We start from the raw sequence: 17,375 nt of genomic DNA on the forward strand, positions 1-17,375 counted from the left end.
CCGTTGAATTGACCGATTACTTGTGGCTGCCGCCGCTGGAATAGCCGCCGAACGATCCGCCGCTGCTGCGCGTGTAGCTGCCGCCGCCCCCGGACGACGCGCACCTGCTCAGCAGGAACAGGATGATGAACAGCACCACCACCAGCAGGAGGATGGTGCCGCAGCCCACGCCCTTGGCGGCGACGAAGGGGCCGACCTCGTCGCGCTTGAACTGGTCAGCCTTGTCCTGCAGGCCGAAGGCCGCGGCCACAGCGCTGCTGGCCAGCCGGTTGCCGTAGGACCAGGTGATCTCGCGCCCGCTTTTCTCGCTGGACAGCAGGCCGTTGCCCTTGGCGGCGGCGTAGTCCACGTTCTCGGTGCGCTGGCCGCGCGCCACCGGCCAGTAGAACTCGCCGGCCACGTAGGTGGTTTCGGCCTTGTAGCCGCTGGTGCGCACATAGCTGGCGCCCAGGTAGCTGGCGTTGATGCCCGAGACCTTGGCCGCGCCGGTGGCCGGGCGCACCAGGCTCCAGCCGTCGCTGGCGTCCACGAGGAAGGTGAAGCCCTTCTGCTGGTTGTAGAGCAGGTACTCTTCCCAGCCGAATTGCTCGTCGTCGCCCGGCTCCTGCCCCATGCGGTGCTGAAAGCCCACCACCTGCCAGGGCACGCCCTCGAACTGGCAGGTAGCGCCCAGCGCGTCCTGCGTGCTGCTGACCATCTCCGCGCCTATGCCGCGCGTGAGGTCGATCAGGCTGTGGCAGTGACCGCAGGTGCAGCTTTTGGTGGTTTCCAGCTGCACCTGCACGGGCGCGCCGCAGTGCGGGCAGTCGAACTGGCGGCCCGTCTCCTGCTTGACGGAGTCGTCCTTCAGGCCCTTGAGCTGCAGGTCTTCGAGCTGCACCGAGCGGCCGAATTCCACTAGCGGTTCTTTGCTGCCGTAGTCGATGGAGAGCACCTGGCCGTCGTCACTGCGCAGCTCCGCCACCAGGAATTCCTGGCCCAGCGGCGGCAGCTTGGGCAGCTCGCCTTCGGCGGCGGCCAGATGCGCCCGCAGGTAGGCGGCGACGCTCCAGCTTCGGCCCGCCAATTGCACGCTGGCGCCCAGGCCCATCTGCTCGGGCGTGGGCAGCAGTTCGCCCTTCAGCTCCAGCGGCTGCGTGAAGACGTAGGTGCCGTTGTCCTCGCCCAGCGTGGCGCGGCTGCCGTCGTCCAGGAAGGCATTCCACTCGGCCCAGCCGCCCTCCTCGCCGCGCAACTGCATGCGGCCGATGAGGGTGAAGGTGGTGCCCTGCCACTTGCCGGTGGCAAAAAGCTGCAGCGGGCTGTGGTCCTCGAACAGCTCGGCCATCCTGCCCACGCGCGAGAGCACCTCGCCGCTGCGCACCACGGTGCTGTGGCAGTAGCCGCAGACGGCGCAGGTGGACTGCGCGCTGCGGAATTCCACCGGCGCGCCGCAGCCCGGGCAGGGCGCGGTGTAGTGGCGCTGGGTGGACGGGCCGGCCATGCAGTGATTTGAGGTGTTTTCAGGCTACAGCGCTTATGAGGTATGCGCTGTCAGCTATCAAAACAGGGGGATCAAACCAGTTTCTTGAGCAGCTCGGCCTTCTTGGTGGCAAATTCCTCGTCGGTCAGGATGCCCTTGGCCTTGAGCTCGCCCAGCTTCTCCAGCGTGGCCATCACATCCTCGGCCTTCACGCCCGTGGCGGCAGCCGCTGCGCCAGGTGCCGCCTGCCCCGGCTGCAGCGCGGCCTGCATGTTCTGCGCCAGGATTTGCCCCATGGCCACGCCCGCGCCCATGCCCAGGCCGGCGCCGGCCAGGCCGCCGCCATCGCCGCCGCTGCCCACGCCCTTGGCCATTTCGGGGATGGCCTGCGCGGTCTGGTACTGCATGAACCTGCCCATGTCGTTGCCGACCATGCCCATGCCGATCTTCTGGTCCAGCACCTTCTGCAGCTCGTCGGGCAGCGAGAGGTTCTGCACCGTGACGGCCTCGACCTTGAGGCCGAGCCTGGCGAATTCCGGGTCGAGTGCCTTGGCCAGCACGTCGGCAAACATGGTCTGGTTGGCCGCCAGGTCGAGGAAGGCCACGCCACTGCTGGCGATCGCGTTGCTGATGTTCTGCAGCACCAGGCCGCGCAACTGGCCTTCGATGTCGGCCACGCCATAGCTCTCGCGCGTGCCCGAGACTTCCGAATAGAACAGGCGCGGATCGGTGATGCGCCAGGCGTAGTTGCCGAACGCGCGCAGGCGCACCGCGCCGAATTCCTTGTCGCGGATGGTGATGGGCTGCGGCGTGCCCCATTTCTGGTCGAGCTGCTGGCGCGTGCTGAAGAAGTAGACATCGCTCTTGAAGGGCGACTCGAACAGCTTGTCCCAGTTCTTGAGGTTGGTCAGCAGCGGGATGTTCTGCGTCACCAGCTTGTGCGTGCCGGCGCCGAACACATCGGCCACGCGGCCTTCGTCCACGAACATCGCCAGCTGCGATTCGCGCACCACCAGCTGGCCGCCGTTCTGGATTTCCATGTCGCGCATCGGGTAGCGCCAGGCCAGCACCCCGTCGCCATCCTCGGTCCACTGCAGGACGTCAATAAACTGTTTCTTGATGAAATCCATCAGGGCCATGGCGCTGCTCCGGTGACGACAGGGAGGGGGCATCATAGCGACGGGGCCACCACTTGCCTATCCGGGCGATAGGCAGAAACCATTGCCGATTTAAATGAGAATGGTTATCATTTAACCATTGCAAGGAGTCTCTCATGTCCCACATCCGCCGCATGGCCCGCCGCAACGCCCACACCCTCGCCAAGACCGCCAGCTACTACCTGATCCATATCTGCGTGGCGGCCACCGTGGCCTACGCCGTCACCGGCAATTTCTGGGCCTCGCTCACGCTCAGCCTGCTGGAGCCGACGGTGCAGGCCGGCGCCTTCTTCTTTCACGAAAAGGCGTGGGAGCGCGCGGCCCGGCGGCGCAGTGCTCAGGCAAACACGTTGAGCAGCGTGCCCGTGGTGTCCTGAGCGCTGCGCAGCGCGAAGACGTTGGCCTTGAACGCCAGCCTGGCGGCCATCTGCTCGATGGCTTCCTGCTCCAGCGAGACGCCCGGCTGATCACCCGGCACCACCTGCGCGCTGACGCCCGAAAGCGGCCCGGCCGACGCCTCGCTCACGCGTTGCGGCGCAAAGCCGGGCGTGTTCATGTTGGCGATGTTGTGCGCGCTCACCTGCAGGCGCAGGCCGGCGGTCTGCAATCCGGACTGGGCGATGGCGGCGGGGGAGGACATGCCGGAACTATCGGCCATTGCGCGCCGGACTTGAGGGTGGCCCGGCTTGGGCACAATCGCCACACGGCCCGTACCCCCATGAAACACCTGCTGCTCGCCTTCGCTCTGGCCCTTTGCGCCATCGCCCCCGCCCGGGCCTGGAGCAACCACGCGCTGGCCAGCTATCGCGCCTTCGAGGTGCTGCCCGAAGTCGCGCAGGCGCCGCCGGTGGCGGCCGAGCCGCTGGAGAGTTTCCTCGCCGCGCAGGCGGCGCCCATTGCCCGGCTGCTGGCGGCGCAGGATGCGTGGGCGCAAAGCCACATCGCGCATTACCCGCCGCTGCCCGCCGCTCTGCGCTTTGACCCCGCCGCTGCCCACCAGGGCGCGCCGGCACTGCGCCGCGCCTTTTTGATGGCGCTGCGCGTCTCGCCCGAGAGCCGCTTCGCGCTCTATGTGCAGCCCGACCCCTGGGGACCGGAGCCGGCGGCGGCTGCCCTGCCCCACGATGCCGTGAGCGCGCTGCCGCTGCGCGAGAAGGACGGCGAGGCGCACCGCTTCGTTCGCCTTGAAGCGGGCGAGCCGGTGGCACCGCTGGCGGTGCTCTCCAGCGCCAGCGACGAGCCGGACTACGGCATGGACGTGAACCTCTGGCAGGACAGCCCCTCCGCCTGGGGGCCGCTCTACGGCTTCGGCCCATTGCCGTTCGGCAACCCGGCGCTGGACTTCGCCACGCAGGCGCCGTTTCACATGGGCTTCTACCATGAGTCGCCCATCATCTACGCGGCGGCGGGCTTCCTCAGGCGCACCTACCCCGAGCTGCGCGTGCACCAGTTCATGGGCCTGTCCAGGCTCGCCTTCGAGAGCGGCCATGCCTACTGGGGCTGGCGCTTTGCCGGCCTGGCGGCGCATTACGTGCAGGACCTGACTCAGCCCTACCACGCGCGCCTGGCGCCGGGCTTTTCCACCACGCGGCTCATCGCCATCCAGCTGCTGGCCGCGCTGGGCATGCCCGGCCGCAGGAACGACATGGTGGTGCTGCTCTCCAACCGCCATTTCGTGCTCGAACGCTACGAGAGCCAGATGGTCCAGGCCGGCGGCCAGGTCCGCAAAACGACGGCGCTGGAAAACGCGCTGCACGATGGACGCCAGGATGGCGCGGATGGCACCTGGGACGATGCCACGCTGCGCGACATCGTCTCGCTGCAGTCCTTCCAGCTGGGCGAGGCGGTGACGCAGCAGCTGCTTGCCTGCGCCCCTGCGCGCTACGTGAGCGATCCCGGCTTTGACTTTGGCGTGGAGGGCGGCACCATCGATCTCATGGCCGAGGTGGCACGCCAAGGCCCGCAGGCCCAGGCAACGCTGCAAGCGAGCATCGCCACGCTGATGGGCCACTTCGGCGCGCACAGCCGCGCGCTGGTGCGCGCCATCCTCGCGCCATCGCGCCAACCCTGAGATGGCGCAGACCCTCGCCGCACCGGCGCACAGCGAGCTCATCGTCAAGAAAAGCCGCTTCATCGCCTGCGCCGAACCCATGCCGGACCGCGCCAGCGCGCAGGCGCGCGTGGCGGCGCTACGGCAGCAGCATCCCGGCGCCAGCCATGTCTGCTGGGCGCTGCTGGCCGGCGGGCAATCCGCCGCGGTGGACGATGGCGAACCCAGCGGCACGGCCGGCCGCCCGATGCTGGAGGTGCTGCGCCACCAGCAGCTGGAAGGCGTGCTCGCCACCGTGGTGCGCTACTTCGGCGGCGTCAAGCTGGGTGCGGGCGGCCTGGTGCGCGCCTATGCCGATGCGGTGGCGCAGACGCTGCTGACGGCGCAGAAGGTGGCGCTGGTGCGCGCCGCCACGCTGCGCTGCAGCGTGCCTTACGCGCTGGAAGGCCTGCTGCGCCGGGAGCTCCAGCACGCCGGCGCCACCTTGCTGCAGGCAGAGCACGGTCAGTTCGCCAGCCTGCTGCTGCGACTGCCTGCCGATCAGTCTGTTGCGCTGCAACAGCGCATCAATGACCTCACGCAAGGGCGCGCCTTCTGGAGCGGCCAGGATATGTAGCAGCGCTCTTCAGGCGGCCGCGCCCGCCCTTGCGCCAGCGCGGCGATCAGGACAGTTCGCCGCTGGCCGGGCGAAAGCCGCGGGCGATCGCCTCACGCGTGGTTTCGCGCACCTGGGCGCGGGTCAGGCTGCTGTCCACCGTGGCCTGCGCCACGGGCATGTTGCCGGCCACCGGCGCGTGGGCCACGGCCTGCGCATGCACATCCGCACGCTGCGCCTGGCTCACGACCGCGTCTTGTGCCTGAAACAGCGGGAAGGCACCGGCGGCGGGCTGGGCATCGGCCGCAAAGGCGGCGCCTGAAACGAGCAGCGCGGCAGCGATGGAAGCGAAAGCAACATTCTTGCGGATCATGGTCTTCTCCTGAAAGTGTGGTGAACCAAAAACAAACCTATTCAGTCAACGGGTGGCTCTCAAGGACGTCCTCAGGCCACTTCCCTTGTCGAAGGATCACGGTGGTGTTCCTTCGATGGCTTGTATTGTGCGGGTTTACCCTGGGTTAAAAAAGATCAATTTCCGAATTTGATTGTTTCGATATCCGAAATAATTCCCGTTCGCTTGAGAGGCATGGGTACGGCTGTGGCAGTGGGCGCGGCGCCGACCCATCAATCAGGCCCGATGTAGCGCTCGCGCTTGTGCGCCTTGATTTGCCGCACGTCCACCAGCACCAGGCCGTCGACGCAGTGGCTGAAATCCGGGTCCACGCCGAAGTCCAGAAAGCGCACGCCGCCGGGCTCGGCCACCTCGGTGTACTGCTTGTACAGGGTGGGCACGCTGCAGCCCAGGTGCGCCAGCAGCAGCTTCAGGCGCACGAAGTCGGCTGCGCTGTCGCCGCTGCCGTGCGCCGCCGTGTCCAGCTCGGTGCCCGGCACGTAGGGGCGGTGCGCCTCGGCGATGCCGGGTTCGCCGTAATGGCCGCGGTAGTGGTGCACCAGCAGATCGCGCGCGGCCTGCGGCAGGTCGCGCGACAGCGAGACCGGGCCGAACAGGTAGCGGCACTCGGGATAGCGCCGCACGTAGGCGCCGATGCCGAACCACAGGTAGTCCAGCGAGCGTCGGCCCCAGTAGCGCGGCTGCACGAAGGAGCGGCCCAGCTCCAGTCCCTGCGCCAGATACGGCGCCATGCGCGGGCCGAAGCTGAACAGGCTGTGCGTGTACAGCGCCTGCGCGCCCAGTTCCTGCACCACCGGCGCGGTGCGCACCATGCGGTAGGCGCCCACGATCTCCAGCTCGCGCGGCTCCCACAGGATCAGGTGGTCGTAGTGCAGGTCGTAGCGATCCAGATCGCGCCGCTGGCCGCTGCCCTCGCCGACCGCGCGGAAGGCCAGCTCGCGCAGCCGCCCCACCTCGCGCAGCACGGGCGAGTCGAGCCCGCCGCGAAACAGGTGGATGCGCATGCCGTCGGGCGTCTGCCCCAACGGCTCGCACGCGGCCACGGCCTGCGCCAGCGCGCTGCGGTCCACCGGGTGGGCCACGGCGGTCTCGGTATGCAGCAGACCCGGCCGGTCCTGCGCCACGCGATAAAGGTGCTTGCAGAACAGCTTGGCCTTGGCGTCGTCCGGCAGCGCCATGGCGCCGTGACTGGCGTGGGGAATGGGGTGGCCGATGCGCAGCGCGATGCTCTTGCGGTGCTGGCCGAACATCTCCCGCACCAGCAGCAGCGAGGCCAGCGGCTTGCAGCACATCGAGGCGCCGTAGAACAGCGCCGAATTGCGCCCGTCGATGTGCACCGGCACGATAGGCGACTGCGTCTGCGCCGCCAGCCGCAGGAAGCCGCTGCGCCAGCGCCCGTCACGCACGCCGCCCGGCCGCAGGCGCGAGACCTCGCCGGCCGGAAAGATGATGACCGCGCCCTCGCCGCGCAAATGCTCCAGGATGGCCTTGAGCTGCCCGGCACCACTGCGCCCGCCCATCGCCGCCACCGGCAGCAGCAGGCGCCGCAGCGGTGCCAGTGCCGCCAGCAGGCCGTTGGCGACGATCTTCACGTCGCCTCGGATGCCGCCCACCAGGTTCAGCAGCGCCAGCCCGTCGAGCGAGCCGATGGGGTGGTTGGCGACGATGACCACGCGCCCGCGCGCCGGAATGCGCTCGCGCTCGTTGTCGCGCACCGCGCAGCTGAAGGCGAAGTGCTCCAGCACCTGCTCGACGAACGGGAAACCCTCCAGGTGCGGGTAGCGCTGGGCGAAGGCGTGGAAGTTCTGCTCATGCAGCAGGCGGCGCAGGACGCCGCGCACGCCCCTGCTGAGCCAGGGATGCCGCTGCAGGCGCGGCAGGTGCAGGTCGACGATCTGGTCCACGGAGATCACGGCGCTTCCTCACAAAGGCATCGGCCGGAAGAAGGCTTCCGGCCCCGCATTCATGTTGATGCCGCGACGTGACAGATGGGTGTCGGTTCGATGACCAAGCCGTGACCGCCCGGATCACAGGCGGCCGCGGTACCGCCCGTCGGTGCGTGTAGACAGACCCATAAGCCCGGATTTTCAACCCTTGTAAATCAACGACTTAGAGAATTACTGGAAGCATAACCCCGGACAGATGGAAGCAAAAGACCGGATTTGCTCGACAGGTAACCCATTGCCGCAGACTGCTCCAGGTAGCGGCGTTCAGGCAGTTGCTGGTCCCCTGCGCCCGGAATCCGTGGTTACACCCAGGTGTTCAATGACCACCGGGGGACGATCCGGGAACTGGGCGACGAGCTCCAGCTTGCCGCCCATGCTCTCCACATAGTGGCGCAGGGTGGATAGCAGCATGTCGCTGCGCTTTTCCAGGCGTGAGATAGCGTCTTGCCCCACACCCAGCGTGGCGGCCAGTTGCTCCTGGGTCTGCTGCGCTGCAAGGCGCAGATCCTTGAGAGTGGCCAGCTCTTTGGCGCGGGTCTGCACCCGCTGTTGGCGCTCTTGGGGAAGTGCCGCCAAAACGTCATCGAGTTTTCTTGCCATGAGGAGGCTCCTTGCTTTGCTGGGTGAATGTGCCCAAGTGCTCTTCGTAACGGCCATCAGCCACGTCAATCAAACGCTTGTAAAACCGGCGTTGGTCTGCCCCGCCTTTGTCACCACCGACCAGAAGAATGGCCTGGCGCTGCGGATCAAAGGCAAACGCCACCCGCCACACCTGGCCACTCCAGGCAAAGCGCAGCTCTTTCATGTTGGGGTGCCGTGAGCCTTTGAGCGTGTCCACGGTAGGGCACCCCAGGTGGGGGCCGAACTCCGCCAACAAGCGCGCGTGGGCCAAGAGTTCGTCTTGCAGGTCTTCTTTCAGGTTGCTGAACTCTGCATCAAACGCATCGTGAAATAAAACAACCCAATTCATGCCCAAATTATGACTTTAATAACATAAATTATCAAGTACATAAGTCACGTGAAACGCACCCGCCACAGCGGGCCAAGGTGTTATTGTGATTTGTGGATACGACCAGATGTGGTGCTTTCACATGCGGCCTTGGTACCGGGCGTTTGCCGCACTGATCTCTCGTGCGATCTTCTCGCGCAGGTGCCGGGGTTCAAGCACCTCGATGCCGGCGCCCTGGCTGAGAACCCACCATGCCAGTTGCCAGGTGTCGCGCACGGTCGCGGTCAGTGTGCCGTCTTTCAGGGTCTGGTCGCCGGACAACGGCGTTTCAGCGAGGATGCGCGCAAGTCCGTCGCTCACTTGGGCCTTCAGCCGAATCGTGTGTTCGCCGCCAAATTGCAGCGCGCCCTGCTGGATGTAGGCATCCAGTACAAAGCCCGGCGGCCGCCGCACGGCGTCCTCGGTCGGGCTGGCCTGTTGGATGCGGTGCAGGGCGTACAGGCGCACATCTTCGTAGTCCCACGCAGTGGCGACGAGGTAGCTGACCGCCCCCCGGTTGACCAGTCCGAGCGGGTGCAACCGCATTGTTGTCGGGGTCTGTGCGTCCAGGCCCAGGTAGCTCACATCGAGTTGGCGGTCACGCAGCAGCCCTTCGTGCACGATTTCCACGATGGCCTCGTCCAGTGGCGGGGGCAGAAGGGGCTGGCTGGGCAGCACGCTTCGGACCTTCTCCGGCCACGTCGCGGCGGCGTTGTCGCCGTTCAGGCGATCGAGCTTGCTGCGCGCCAGATCAAAGCGCGGCTGCAGCACAGCCAGCAAAGGCAGCGGCAGCAGGGGCTTGAGGGTGTCCTGCACCAGGGTTAGCGAAAGCGCCTCGGCCAGGGTCACGACGGGCAAGTCGATGCTGGTGCCCTGTGGCCATTTCCAGCCGTAGGGCGGGCTGGTCTCGTTGCACTCCAGGTGAAAGGCTTCGTACAACTCCCACAAATCCCGCTCCACCTGCCGCTTGCTCACTTTGAAGCCCAAGGCGCTTAAATCCTGCGTGAGTTCGGCCGCAGTTTTCCCTACCCCTCGGGAGGGCAGCAGTTTGAGCAGCTCCCACTGGCGAGCAATCGTGCGGCGTGTGGTTTTGGCGGGCATGGGTGGTGAGTTGATTCGGTTGTACGACGTATTTTGTCGTGCTCTTTGCCACAATGACAAGTGTTCCGGTACAGGAGAAGTGATGTTTGAGCCCGAAGTCCTCCAGGATCAGCGTCAGTGGGTGCCGCCCGAGCAGCGCACCGGCCGTTTCGGCCCCATGCCCCCTCGAAAGCCGGAAACCAGAACCCCCGTGTTCTGGCTGGTTCGCCAGGGCCGCGGGCTGTATCTGGTCAATGCCAGCGGCGAGCGCCTGGACGCAGTGCATGCCTCGTCCATCGGTTTCGCTTCCTTCGATGAGGAAACAGCCACATGGCAAGGTGGGGGCATCAGCTACCGCGATGTGCCCAGCGGCGCCGCCGTCAAGGTCGATGAATACGACGATTTTTACGATCTCGACTACGTCCTTGGCATGCATCTGCGCATACGTTCACGCCGATACCCCACGCTTCGGGTGGCGTGCGTGGGGGAGAAGGGCGGCATCGATGAGCAGGTGCTGCTCTGGAACAACGGAGACGCGGGCAAGGGAGTACAGATCGACGGGCAACAAGCGGAGCCGGACGGGCAATGACGCATGGCGATAAAGACCGCTGGTCTAGACTGCGCCGCAAACCAAGAACAGGCCCGACAGGGCCAACCACCAACCACGGATATAGCCATGCAACTGCGTGTGGGATTGCACCTGGATGGGCAGCGCGGCGAAGCCGTCCTGCCCGCGCTGGACGAACAGACGACCGGCCCGCTGGGCCTGCTCAACGTGCTGGAAACGCAATTGGGCCTGCTGCGCCAGGAACCCAGCGCCTCGGATCGCGTCGTGCAGTACCGTGCAGCCCTGCAGCGCCTCGACGGTCCGGCGCGCTTCTACCACCGCAGCTTCGCGGTGGATGAACTCGGTACCGCAGCCAGCCTGCTGGCGTGGCGCGATCAGTGGCGCCTGCATGGCTGGGACGATGGCAGCCAGGCCGCGCTCGCCGCCGCACCGTCGCGACGCCTGCGCGACATGGCGGCCGTCGAGGCGGAAGTCAAGGACAAGCTGCCCCCGGGCTTGGGTGAGCGCCTGCGGCAGGTGGCGCTGGCCATGCAAGCCCTGGCGCCGCGCATCGAGCGGCTTCAGCTCTGCGAGCCGCTGGCGCACTGGCCGCTGGCCTGGCAGCGCGTACTGGCCCGGTTGAATCCAGTGGAGTCTTCGAACGATGTCGTGCCGGAGCCGGGCGATTCCATGCTGGCCGATCTCCAGCACGCGGTGCGAGCGCCGGTCGGCGGCGCCCACCGCCTGCGCTGGCAGGACGACGGCAGTGTGCGCGTGTTGCAAGCCGAAACCGGGTGGCTGGCCGCCCGCCACCTCGCGCCCTGGATCGATGCCGAGCCCATGGACACCCTGCTGTGCGCACCCGACGTCGGTGTGCTGGACGAAGTGCTGGCCGCGGCCGCCCTGGCGCGCCAGGGGTTCAAGGAATCCAGCGCCTTCCGCCCCGCTCTGCAGGTGCTGCCCCTGGTGCTGGGCCAGTTGTGGCAGCCGCTGGACCTGTTCGGCCTGCTGCAATTCCTGACGCACCCCATCTGCCCCGTGCCGCGCGTGGCCCGCGCCCGGCTGGCCGAGATGCTGGCGCGCTCTCCCGGCATAGGCCACGGCCCTGCGTGGGAGCGCACCTTGGCCGAGATCGAGGCTGCCAGCCAGACCAGCGGCGCCGATTGGCCGCAGGTGCGCGAGCGCATCCGCCTGTGGGTCGAGCACGAGCGCCACGACCCGGTGCAAGGCGTGCCGCTGGTGGTGCTGACCGAGCGGCTGCAGACGCTGGCCCAGCACTTCCAGGGGCGGCTGCGCGACGCGGATGCGGCACGCCAAGGGGCCTTCAACAACGGCCTGTCGCAGATATTGACGCTGCAGCGTGCGCTGCGGGCCCTGGCCCTGCAGGGCGAGAGCCGCATCGCCGCGCAGCCCTTGCAGACCCTGCTGGCGCAGGCCACGGCGCAAGGCAGCCCCAACCCGCTGATCGCCGCCCAGGCGGGCGCATGCCGCACGATCACGCACCCTGCCGCGGCCATCGACGCAGCGCAGCAGGTGCTCTGGTGGCAGTTGCAGGCGCCGGGCGACCCCACGCCCTGGCCGTGGTCCCGTGCCGAAATGGCGGCGCTGGGCCAGGCCGGCATCGCCCTGCCGGACATGGACGACCTGCTCGCGCGCGAGGCGCAAGGCTGGCTCCGTCCGCTGCTGGCCGCGCGCCAGCGGCTGGTGCTGGTGCTCCCGCCGCCGGGTGCCGAAGTGCATCCCGTCTGGCTGCTGCTGCAGTCGCTGTTCGAGCCGGGCCATGCGCCCCGCGTCGAAGCGCTGGAAGCGGGCTTGCGCGACGAGCGCCTGCCCGCGCTGCCCCATCAGCCCCTTCCACAGCGCCGGCGCTGGTGGCAACTGCCAGCAGGTGCGCAAATCCTCGCGCGTCAGACCGAGTCGTTTTCCAGCCTCGAATCGCTGCTGTTCAACCCGTTCCAGTGGGTGCTGCGCTACCCAGCCGCGCTCAGCCCCAGCAGCGTGCTCGACGTCAGCGACGGCATCCTGCTTTACGGCAACCTCTCGCACCACCTGGTCGAGCGCTACGTGCAGCAGCCGTCGGCCCTGACTCAGTCGGACGAAGTCTTCAAGGCCTGGTTTGCCGCCGCGTTTGACGAGCTGGTGGCGCAGGAAGGCGCCGTGCTGCGCATGCCCGGCCGCCAGGAAGACCTGGCCGCGCTGCGCCGCCGCCTGCGGTTCGCGCTGGCGCGCCTGCGCAGCCAGTGGCGTTCGGCGCAGGTGGTGTCGGTGGTGGCCGAGGAAAAACTCCAGGGCCATTTCACCGGCGGCGAGATCACCGGCTTCAGCGACCTGCTGGTCACCCGCCAGGACGGCGAGCAGGCCATCATCGACATGAAGTGGGGTGCCAAAAGCTATGCCGACAAACTGGCCGGCAATCGCCACCTGCAACTGGCCATCTATGGCGAGCTGCTGCGCCAGAAGACCGGACGCTGGCCCCGGCTGGCCTACTTCTCGCTCAGCACCGGCGAGCTGCTGGCCGCTGACCGCGACTTCTTCCCCGAGGCCCGCGTGGTGCGCCAGCAGGCCGAAGTGCAGGACGAAGGCGCCGCCCACCTGTGGCAGCGCTTCCTGGTCAGTTGGCGCTGGCGCCGCCAGCAGCTGGACGACGGCCGCGTCGAAGTGGTGCTGAACGACGACCCCGACGAACAGCCGCCCGAGGACGGATTGAGGCCCGAAGTGCTCAACCCCGCCTACAACGACTACCTCACGCTGGCCGGCTGGGGGGACGAGCAATGAGCCTGACCTTCATCAGCGCCGGCGCCGGCAGCGGCAAGACCTACACCCTGATGCAGACCCTGGGCGGCCTGCTCGAAAGCGGCGACATCCGCGCCAGCGGCGTGATCGCCACCACCTTCACCAAAAAGGCCGCCGCCGAGCTGCGCGAGCGCGTACGCCAGCACCTGCTGGGCACCGGGCGCGTCGACCTGGCCAACGCCATGGGGCAGGCGCGCATCGGCACCGTCAACAGCGTCTGCGGCGGCCTGCTGCAGCGCTTCGCCTTCGAGGCCGGCCTGGCCACGCGCCAGCAGGTGCTGGACGAGGTGCAGACCGCCCAATTGGTGCGCGAAGCGATCGAGGCCGCGATGCATGGCGAGCCGGTGCAGGCCGTGTCTGACCTGGCCCACCGGCTCGGCATCGAGGACTGGACGCGCGACGTCGCCGAACTGGTGGCGCAGGCGCGCGGCAACGACATCGACCCGCAGCAACTGCCGCAGTTCGCCACGCAGAACGCCGACGATCTGCTGGCGCACTTCCCCGCGCCGCTGCGCGACACGCTGACGCAAGACATTGCCACGCAGATCCGCCGTACCCTGCCTGAACTGCGCGCCGCCGCTGCCCGCTCCACCGTCAAGAAGACCCACGAGTACATCGACCAACTGGACAAGTTCGAGCGCGCACTGCACCACAGCAACGCCCGGTGGTCCGACTGGGTGCACCTGGCCAAGCAGGCGCCCGAGAAGGGCCTACTGCCGCTCGCCGAACCGATCCAGATGCTGGCCCGCGCCTACGACGCCCACCCGGCCCTGCACGCCGACGTCCGCGCCTACCTGCAAGCCATGTTTGGCATCTGCGCCGCCGCGCTGGCGTACTACCGCGCGCGCAAATTGGCGCTGGGCGTGGTGGATTTCACAGATCAGGAGGCCCTGCTGCTCAAGCTGCTCGATGACCCCGAAGTCGCCGCCGTACTCCAGGAAGAACTCGACCTGCTGCTGGTCGATGAATTCCAGGACACCAGCCCGATCCAGCTCGCGCTCTTCCTCAAGCTCTCGCGCCTGGCGCGGCACACCTACTGGGTGGGCGACATCAAGCAGGCCATCTATGGCTTTCGCGGCAGCGACACCGAGCTGATGCAGGGCGTGCTCGATGCACTGCCCGCCCTGGGCGGCACCAGCCGCATCCTCGACGGCTCCTGGCGCTCGCGCCCGGCGCTGGTCGATCTGGCCAACCAGGTCTTCGTGCCCGCCTTCGCCCCGCTGCTGCCCGCCGGGCACGTGGCCCTGCAACCCCGCCGGCCCGAAACCACCGCCAACCCGGCGCTGTGCCGCTGGCAGCTTGGCGGCAAGAACGCCGGCGAAATCACCGAAGCGCTGGCCAGCGGCGTGCAGCGCCTGCTGGCCAGCGGTCTGCAGGTTCCCGCCAAGGGCAGCGAAACGCCCTGCCCGCTGCGGGCCAGCGACGTCGCCATCCTGTGCCGCTCCAACGACGCCGTCACCCAGGTCGCCGCCAGCCTGCGGCGCGCCGGCGTGGATGCCGCCACCGCCCAGCCCGGCCTGCTGGCCACGCCCGAGGCCACGCTAGCCCTGGCCTGCCTGCGGCGCCTGAACGACCCCACCGACACCGTCGCCACGGCCGAAATCCTGTCATTGGCCGACGGCCTGCAGCCCGAGGACTGGCTGGCCGACCGCCTGGCCTGGCTGCAGCAAGGCGGCCCCCGGTCGGCCTGGCGCGAAAGCGGCGACAACGCCCATCCGCTGGTGGCCCAGCTGGCCGCGCTGCGCGGGGAACTGCCGCTGCTCACCCCCCACGAAGCCCTGCGCCGCGTCATCGCCGCCTGCGACCTGCCCCGGCGCGTGCTGCGCTGGCGCCCCGACGAGGCCGTGGCCCGCACCCGCCTGGCCAACCTCGACGCCCTGCTGGCCCTGGCTGCGCAATACGAAGAAAGCTGCCAGGGCACGCGCCAGGCCGCCACCATCTCGGGCCTGCTGCTGTGGCTGCGCGCCCAGGCCAAGGCCGGAGACGACGCCCTGGTCGAGCCCGGCGTGGATGCCGTGCGCGTGCTCACCCACCACGCCGCCAAGGGGCTGGAATGGCCCGTGGTCATCCTCACCGACCTGGACAAGCCCGTGCGCAACCGCCTGTGGGGTATTTCCACCGTGTCGCCGCAGGGCGTGGACGCGGCCGACCCGCTGCGCGGGCGCTTCACCCGCTACTGGCCCTGGCCCTTTGGCAATCAGGCGGCGGGCATCGCCGTCAAGGACACCATCGACGCCAGCGAAACCGCGCAGCGCTTTCAGGCCGCCGCCCTGGCCGAGGCGCAGCGCCTGCTGTACGTCAGCATGACCCGCCCGCGCGAAATCCTGGTGCTGGCGCTGAAAGACAAGGCCAAGGAACAGGCCTGGCTCAACTGCCTGGGCGCCCCCTGGCTGCTGGAGGGCGACGAGGCCACAACGCAATTGCCGCTGCCCTCCGGCGCCGCCGTGCCTTGCCAGACCTGGCTGCTGCAAGGCCCCGAGCCCACGGAAACGGTGCCCAGCGCCGACCCGCCCCCGCTGCACTGGCCGGCCGACGAGCCGGTGCGCGTGCGCCTGCCCCTGTTCTACAACCCCTCCAGCGTGGCCGCCGGCGAAGGCCGCGTGCTGGAGCAGGCGCAGGTGGGCGAGCGCATCGCCGTCACCGGCCAGGCCATCGACTGGGGCGTGCTGGGCAGCGCCATCCACGCCTGCCTGGCCGCCAGCTTCACCGATGCCAGCGGCGCATGGCTGTCCGAACCGGCGGTGGCGCGGGTGCTGCGCGGCTTTGAGGTGCAGGCCCAGGTCGAAGCCACCGCCGTGCTGCGGCAGATCACCGCCTTCCACGCCTGGGCGCATCAGCGCTGGTCCGGCTGCCGCGCCCGCGCCGAAGTGCCGGTGAGGGCGCTCATGCCCCAGGGCCAGGTGCTCAATGGCCGCATCGACCTGCTGCTGGACACGCCGCAGGGCTTTGTCCTGATCGACCACAAATCATCGCCGCACGCCAGCGGGCAGTGGGGCGAGCTGGCGGGCCGCTACCAGGGGCAACTGGCGGCCTATGCCCAGGCCATCGAGTCGGTGACGGGACGGACAGTGCTGGAGCAGTGGCTGTGGTTGCCGGTGGCGGGTGGGGCCGTGCGGACGCGGTAGCGGCCTGCCTTGGGAACCATTGCGCAACATCGGAATTCCGATATTTGTACAATTTGAAGTCGTACAAAGGAGATCGTGATGCCCAGAGTTGCCGTCGATGAAAACCAGCGAATGAGCCTGCGCCTGCTGCCCGAGCAGAAGGCTTTGCTGCGCCGGGCGGCTGCCTTGCGCAACACCGACCTGACCGACTTCGTCCTTCAGCCCGCCCTGCGCGAGGCAAGCGCCGTTATTGAAGCGGCCTCGCGCGTGGTTTTGTCCGAGCGCGACAGCCTGCGCATGCTCGACCTGCTGGAGAACCCGCCGCCGCCCAACGCCCGGCTGCTTGCCGCTGCCCGCAACCTGCCGCCCTTGCCATGAAGCCGGGCTGGCGCGAAGAGGCCATCAGCAGGGGGCACGACCGCGACGGCTTCGACTGCGGTGATGCCGCGCTCAACGACTTTCTGCGCAGGCATGCGCGCAAAAGCCACGAGGCCGGCGGCGCCAAGACGTTTGTGGCCGTTGCGGATTCGGGGCAGGTGCTGGGCTTCTACAGCCTGAGTTCCGCCTCCGTGTCCTACGCCCGAACGCCGCCCATCATCAGCAAGGGCCTGGCGCGGCACGAGGTGCCTTGCTTCCGGCTGGCGCGCCTGGCGGTCGATGCGCGGATGCAAGGCCACGGACTGGGTGGGCAACTGCTGCTGGCCGCGGGCAGGCGCTGCCTGCTGGCCGCTGAGCATGTGGGCGCCGTGGCGCTGCTGATCGACGCCAAGAACGAGCGCGTAGCGGCTTGGTATGAAGATTATGGAGCGGTGCGTTTGCAGGATGCGCCGCTGAGTTTGCTGCTGTCATTATCTACGATCAAGTCGGCTTTACAGGCGACAACAATCCGCTAAAACTAGATCGAGGCAGAAGTATCATTTTTGAATTTATCATCAAATTTTGATTCTTCTAAATAATTTTCGAATTCTTCTATTTTTCTCCAGCATGAATCAATGGTGGAATTGCTTTCTGAATTGCGTAAAGAATTAATGGCCGAATCGGGGAATGAATAAATTACAACCATGCGTTTGGATTTTTTCCCTCTCGATGCCCCTGTGGATTTTTTCCCGTCATTTGTATTGCTTCTCCAGTTGCTGATTATTTCTTCTATATTGGAGGAGAAATTTTGAAACCATTTATATTCAAATTCAAACAAAATTTCCGTCTTTTTTGGTGTTCCATCATAATTTATGTCGGATAGC

At 67.5% G+C, this 17,375-nt stretch carries 17 protein-coding genes; 8 read left to right on the forward strand and 9 right to left on the reverse strand.

The window, feature by feature from the left end; translation table 11 throughout:
- Positions 1-16: 16 nt before the first annotated feature.
- Both K320_RS0115760 and K320_RS0115765 read right to left on the reverse strand, forming a co-directional pair.
- Entirely contained in the window at positions 17-1,483 is a 1,467-nt protein-coding gene (locus tag K320_RS0115760; protein WP_024539785.1) for a DUF4178 domain-containing protein, read from the reverse strand.
- Between the two features lie 71 nt (positions 1,484-1,554).
- On the reverse strand, positions 1,555-2,601 hold the full coding sequence (locus K320_RS0115765; protein ID WP_024539786.1) for an SPFH domain-containing protein: 1,047 nt from the start codon (positions 2,599-2,601) through the stop codon (positions 1,555-1,557).
- A gap of 134 nt (positions 2,602-2,735) precedes the next feature.
- Between K320_RS0115765 and K320_RS0115770 the strand changes: the two genes are divergently transcribed.
- On the forward strand, positions 2,736-2,996 hold the full coding sequence (locus tag K320_RS0115770; RefSeq protein WP_024539787.1) for a DUF2061 domain-containing protein: 261 nt from the start codon (positions 2,736-2,738) through the stop codon (positions 2,994-2,996).
- Here K320_RS0115770 and K320_RS0115775 read toward each other — a convergent pair.
- A complete protein-coding gene (locus K320_RS0115775) occupies positions 2,957-3,259 on the reverse strand; it encodes a flagellar basal body protein (protein WP_024539788.1) in 303 nt (100 codons plus the stop codon). The genes K320_RS0115770 and K320_RS0115775 overlap by 40 nt on opposite strands.
- A 78-nt stretch (positions 3,260-3,337) precedes the next feature.
- Between K320_RS0115775 and K320_RS0115780 the strand changes: the two genes are divergently transcribed.
- Both K320_RS0115780 and K320_RS0115785 read left to right on the forward strand, forming a co-directional pair.
- A complete protein-coding gene (locus K320_RS0115780) occupies positions 3,338-4,690 on the forward strand; it encodes a phospholipase C/P1 nuclease family protein (RefSeq protein ID WP_024539789.1) in 1,353 nt (450 codons plus the stop codon).
- Position 4,691: 1 nt separating this feature from the next.
- Positions 4,692-5,285: an IMPACT family protein gene (locus K320_RS0115785; protein ID WP_024539790.1), complete on the forward strand. Its 594-nt coding sequence runs from the start codon at positions 4,692-4,694 to the stop codon at positions 5,283-5,285.
- Between the two features lie 46 nt (positions 5,286-5,331).
- On the opposite strand, the gene K320_RS0115790 is transcribed toward K320_RS0115785, so the two are convergent.
- From K320_RS0115790 to K320_RS0115810, 5 genes are all read right to left on the reverse strand, one after another.
- Entirely contained in the window at positions 5,332-5,637 is a 306-nt protein-coding gene (locus tag K320_RS0115790; protein ID WP_024539791.1) for a hypothetical protein, read from the reverse strand.
- Between the two features lie 251 nt (positions 5,638-5,888).
- A complete protein-coding gene (locus K320_RS0115795; RefSeq protein ID WP_024539792.1) occupies positions 5,889-7,589 on the reverse strand; it encodes a lysophospholipid acyltransferase family protein in 1,701 nt (566 codons plus the stop codon).
- A 297-nt stretch (positions 7,590-7,886) separates the two neighbouring features.
- A complete protein-coding gene (locus tag K320_RS0115800; protein ID WP_024539793.1) occupies positions 7,887-8,222 on the reverse strand; it encodes an XRE family transcriptional regulator in 336 nt (111 codons plus the stop codon).
- On the reverse strand, positions 8,203-8,592 hold the full coding sequence (locus tag K320_RS0115805) for a type II toxin-antitoxin system RelE/ParE family toxin (protein WP_024539794.1): 390 nt from the start codon (positions 8,590-8,592) through the stop codon (positions 8,203-8,205). The genes K320_RS0115800 and K320_RS0115805 overlap by 20 nt, the downstream gene beginning before the upstream one ends.
- Positions 8,593-8,709: 117 nt before the next feature.
- Complete coding sequence (locus K320_RS0115810) at positions 8,710-9,711, reverse strand: helix-turn-helix transcriptional regulator (RefSeq protein WP_024539795.1); 1,002 nt, start codon at positions 9,709-9,711, stop codon at positions 8,710-8,712.
- 82 nt (positions 9,712-9,793) lie between these two features.
- Between K320_RS0115810 and K320_RS0115815 the strand changes: the two genes are divergently transcribed.
- The 5 genes from K320_RS0115815 (at position 9,794) to K320_RS0115835 (ending at position 17,027) form a co-directional block, all read left to right on the forward strand.
- Positions 9,794-10,279, forward strand: a complete 486-nt coding sequence (locus K320_RS0115815) for a hypothetical protein (protein WP_024539796.1) — start codon at positions 9,794-9,796, stop codon at positions 10,277-10,279.
- A gap of 87 nt (positions 10,280-10,366) precedes the next feature.
- Positions 10,367-13,012, forward strand: coding sequence for a PD-(D/E)XK nuclease family protein (locus K320_RS0115820; RefSeq protein WP_024539797.1), 2,646 nt, complete (start codon positions 10,367-10,369; stop codon positions 13,010-13,012).
- Positions 13,009-16,155, forward strand: coding sequence for a UvrD-helicase domain-containing protein (locus tag K320_RS0115825; RefSeq protein WP_024539798.1), 3,147 nt, complete (start codon positions 13,009-13,011; stop codon positions 16,153-16,155). Before K320_RS0115820 ends, K320_RS0115825 begins: the two co-directional genes overlap by 4 nt.
- A gap of 78 nt (positions 16,156-16,233) precedes the next feature.
- Positions 16,234-16,512 carry a type II toxin-antitoxin system TacA family antitoxin gene (locus tag K320_RS0115830; RefSeq protein WP_024539799.1) on the forward strand — a complete coding sequence of 93 codons (279 nt, stop codon included), beginning with the start codon at positions 16,234-16,236 and terminating at the stop codon, positions 16,510-16,512.
- On the forward strand, positions 16,509-17,027 hold the full coding sequence (locus K320_RS0115835) for a GNAT family N-acetyltransferase (RefSeq protein WP_024539800.1): 519 nt from the start codon (positions 16,509-16,511) through the stop codon (positions 17,025-17,027). Before K320_RS0115830 ends, K320_RS0115835 begins: the two co-directional genes overlap by 4 nt.
- Before the next feature lie 2 nt (positions 17,028-17,029).
- Here K320_RS0115835 and K320_RS19250 read toward each other — a convergent pair.
- Positions 17,030-17,375: hypothetical protein (locus tag K320_RS19250; protein WP_169730057.1), on the reverse strand; the 346-nt coding region annotated here is incomplete at its 5' end.

Origin of the sequence: Comamonas badia DSM 17552, assembly GCF_000484635.1 — a bacterium.
Classification (GTDB): domain Bacteria; phylum Pseudomonadota; class Gammaproteobacteria; order Burkholderiales; family Burkholderiaceae_C; genus Comamonas_C; species Comamonas_C badia.

What these genes read in the sequence shown, in the direction of transcription:
- K320_RS0115805 (WP_024539794.1), bottom strand. Translation starts at nt 8,592, where the DNA reads ATGAATTGGGTTGTTTTATTTCACGATGCGTTTGATGCAGAGTTCAGC.
- K320_RS0115765 (WP_024539786.1), bottom strand. Translation starts at nt 2,601, where the DNA reads ATGGCCCTGATGGATTTCATCAAGAAACAGTTTATTGACGTCCTGCAG.
- K320_RS0115780 (WP_024539789.1), top strand. Translation starts at nt 3,338, where the DNA reads ATGAAACACCTGCTGCTCGCCTTCGCTCTGGCCCTTTGCGCCATCGCC.
- K320_RS0115815 (WP_024539796.1), top strand. Translation starts at nt 9,794, where the DNA reads ATGTTTGAGCCCGAAGTCCTCCAGGATCAGCGTCAGTGGGTGCCGCCC.
- K320_RS0115800 (WP_024539793.1), bottom strand. Translation starts at nt 8,222, where the DNA reads ATGGCAAGAAAACTCGATGACGTTTTGGCGGCACTTCCCCAAGAGCGC.
- K320_RS0115830 (WP_024539799.1), top strand. Translation starts at nt 16,234, where the DNA reads ATGCCCAGAGTTGCCGTCGATGAAAACCAGCGAATGAGCCTGCGCCTG.
- K320_RS0115775 (WP_024539788.1), bottom strand. Translation starts at nt 3,259, where the DNA reads ATGTCCTCCCCCGCCGCCATCGCCCAGTCCGGATTGCAGACCGCCGGC.
- K320_RS0115770 (WP_024539787.1), top strand. Translation starts at nt 2,736, where the DNA reads ATGTCCCACATCCGCCGCATGGCCCGCCGCAACGCCCACACCCTCGCC.
- K320_RS0115835 (WP_024539800.1), top strand. Translation starts at nt 16,509, where the DNA reads ATGAAGCCGGGCTGGCGCGAAGAGGCCATCAGCAGGGGGCACGACCGC.
- K320_RS0115820 (WP_024539797.1), top strand. Translation starts at nt 10,367, where the DNA reads ATGCAACTGCGTGTGGGATTGCACCTGGATGGGCAGCGCGGCGAAGCC.
- K320_RS0115760 (WP_024539785.1), bottom strand. Translation starts at nt 1,483, where the DNA reads ATGGCCGGCCCGTCCACCCAGCGCCACTACACCGCGCCCTGCCCGGGC.
- K320_RS0115810 (WP_024539795.1), bottom strand. Translation starts at nt 9,711, where the DNA reads ATGCCCGCCAAAACCACACGCCGCACGATTGCTCGCCAGTGGGAGCTG.
- K320_RS0115825 (WP_024539798.1), top strand. Translation starts at nt 13,009, where the DNA reads ATGAGCCTGACCTTCATCAGCGCCGGCGCCGGCAGCGGCAAGACCTAC.
- K320_RS0115790 (WP_024539791.1), bottom strand. Translation starts at nt 5,637, where the DNA reads ATGATCCGCAAGAATGTTGCTTTCGCTTCCATCGCTGCCGCGCTGCTC.
- K320_RS0115785 (WP_024539790.1), top strand. Translation starts at nt 4,692, where the DNA reads ATGGCGCAGACCCTCGCCGCACCGGCGCACAGCGAGCTCATCGTCAAG.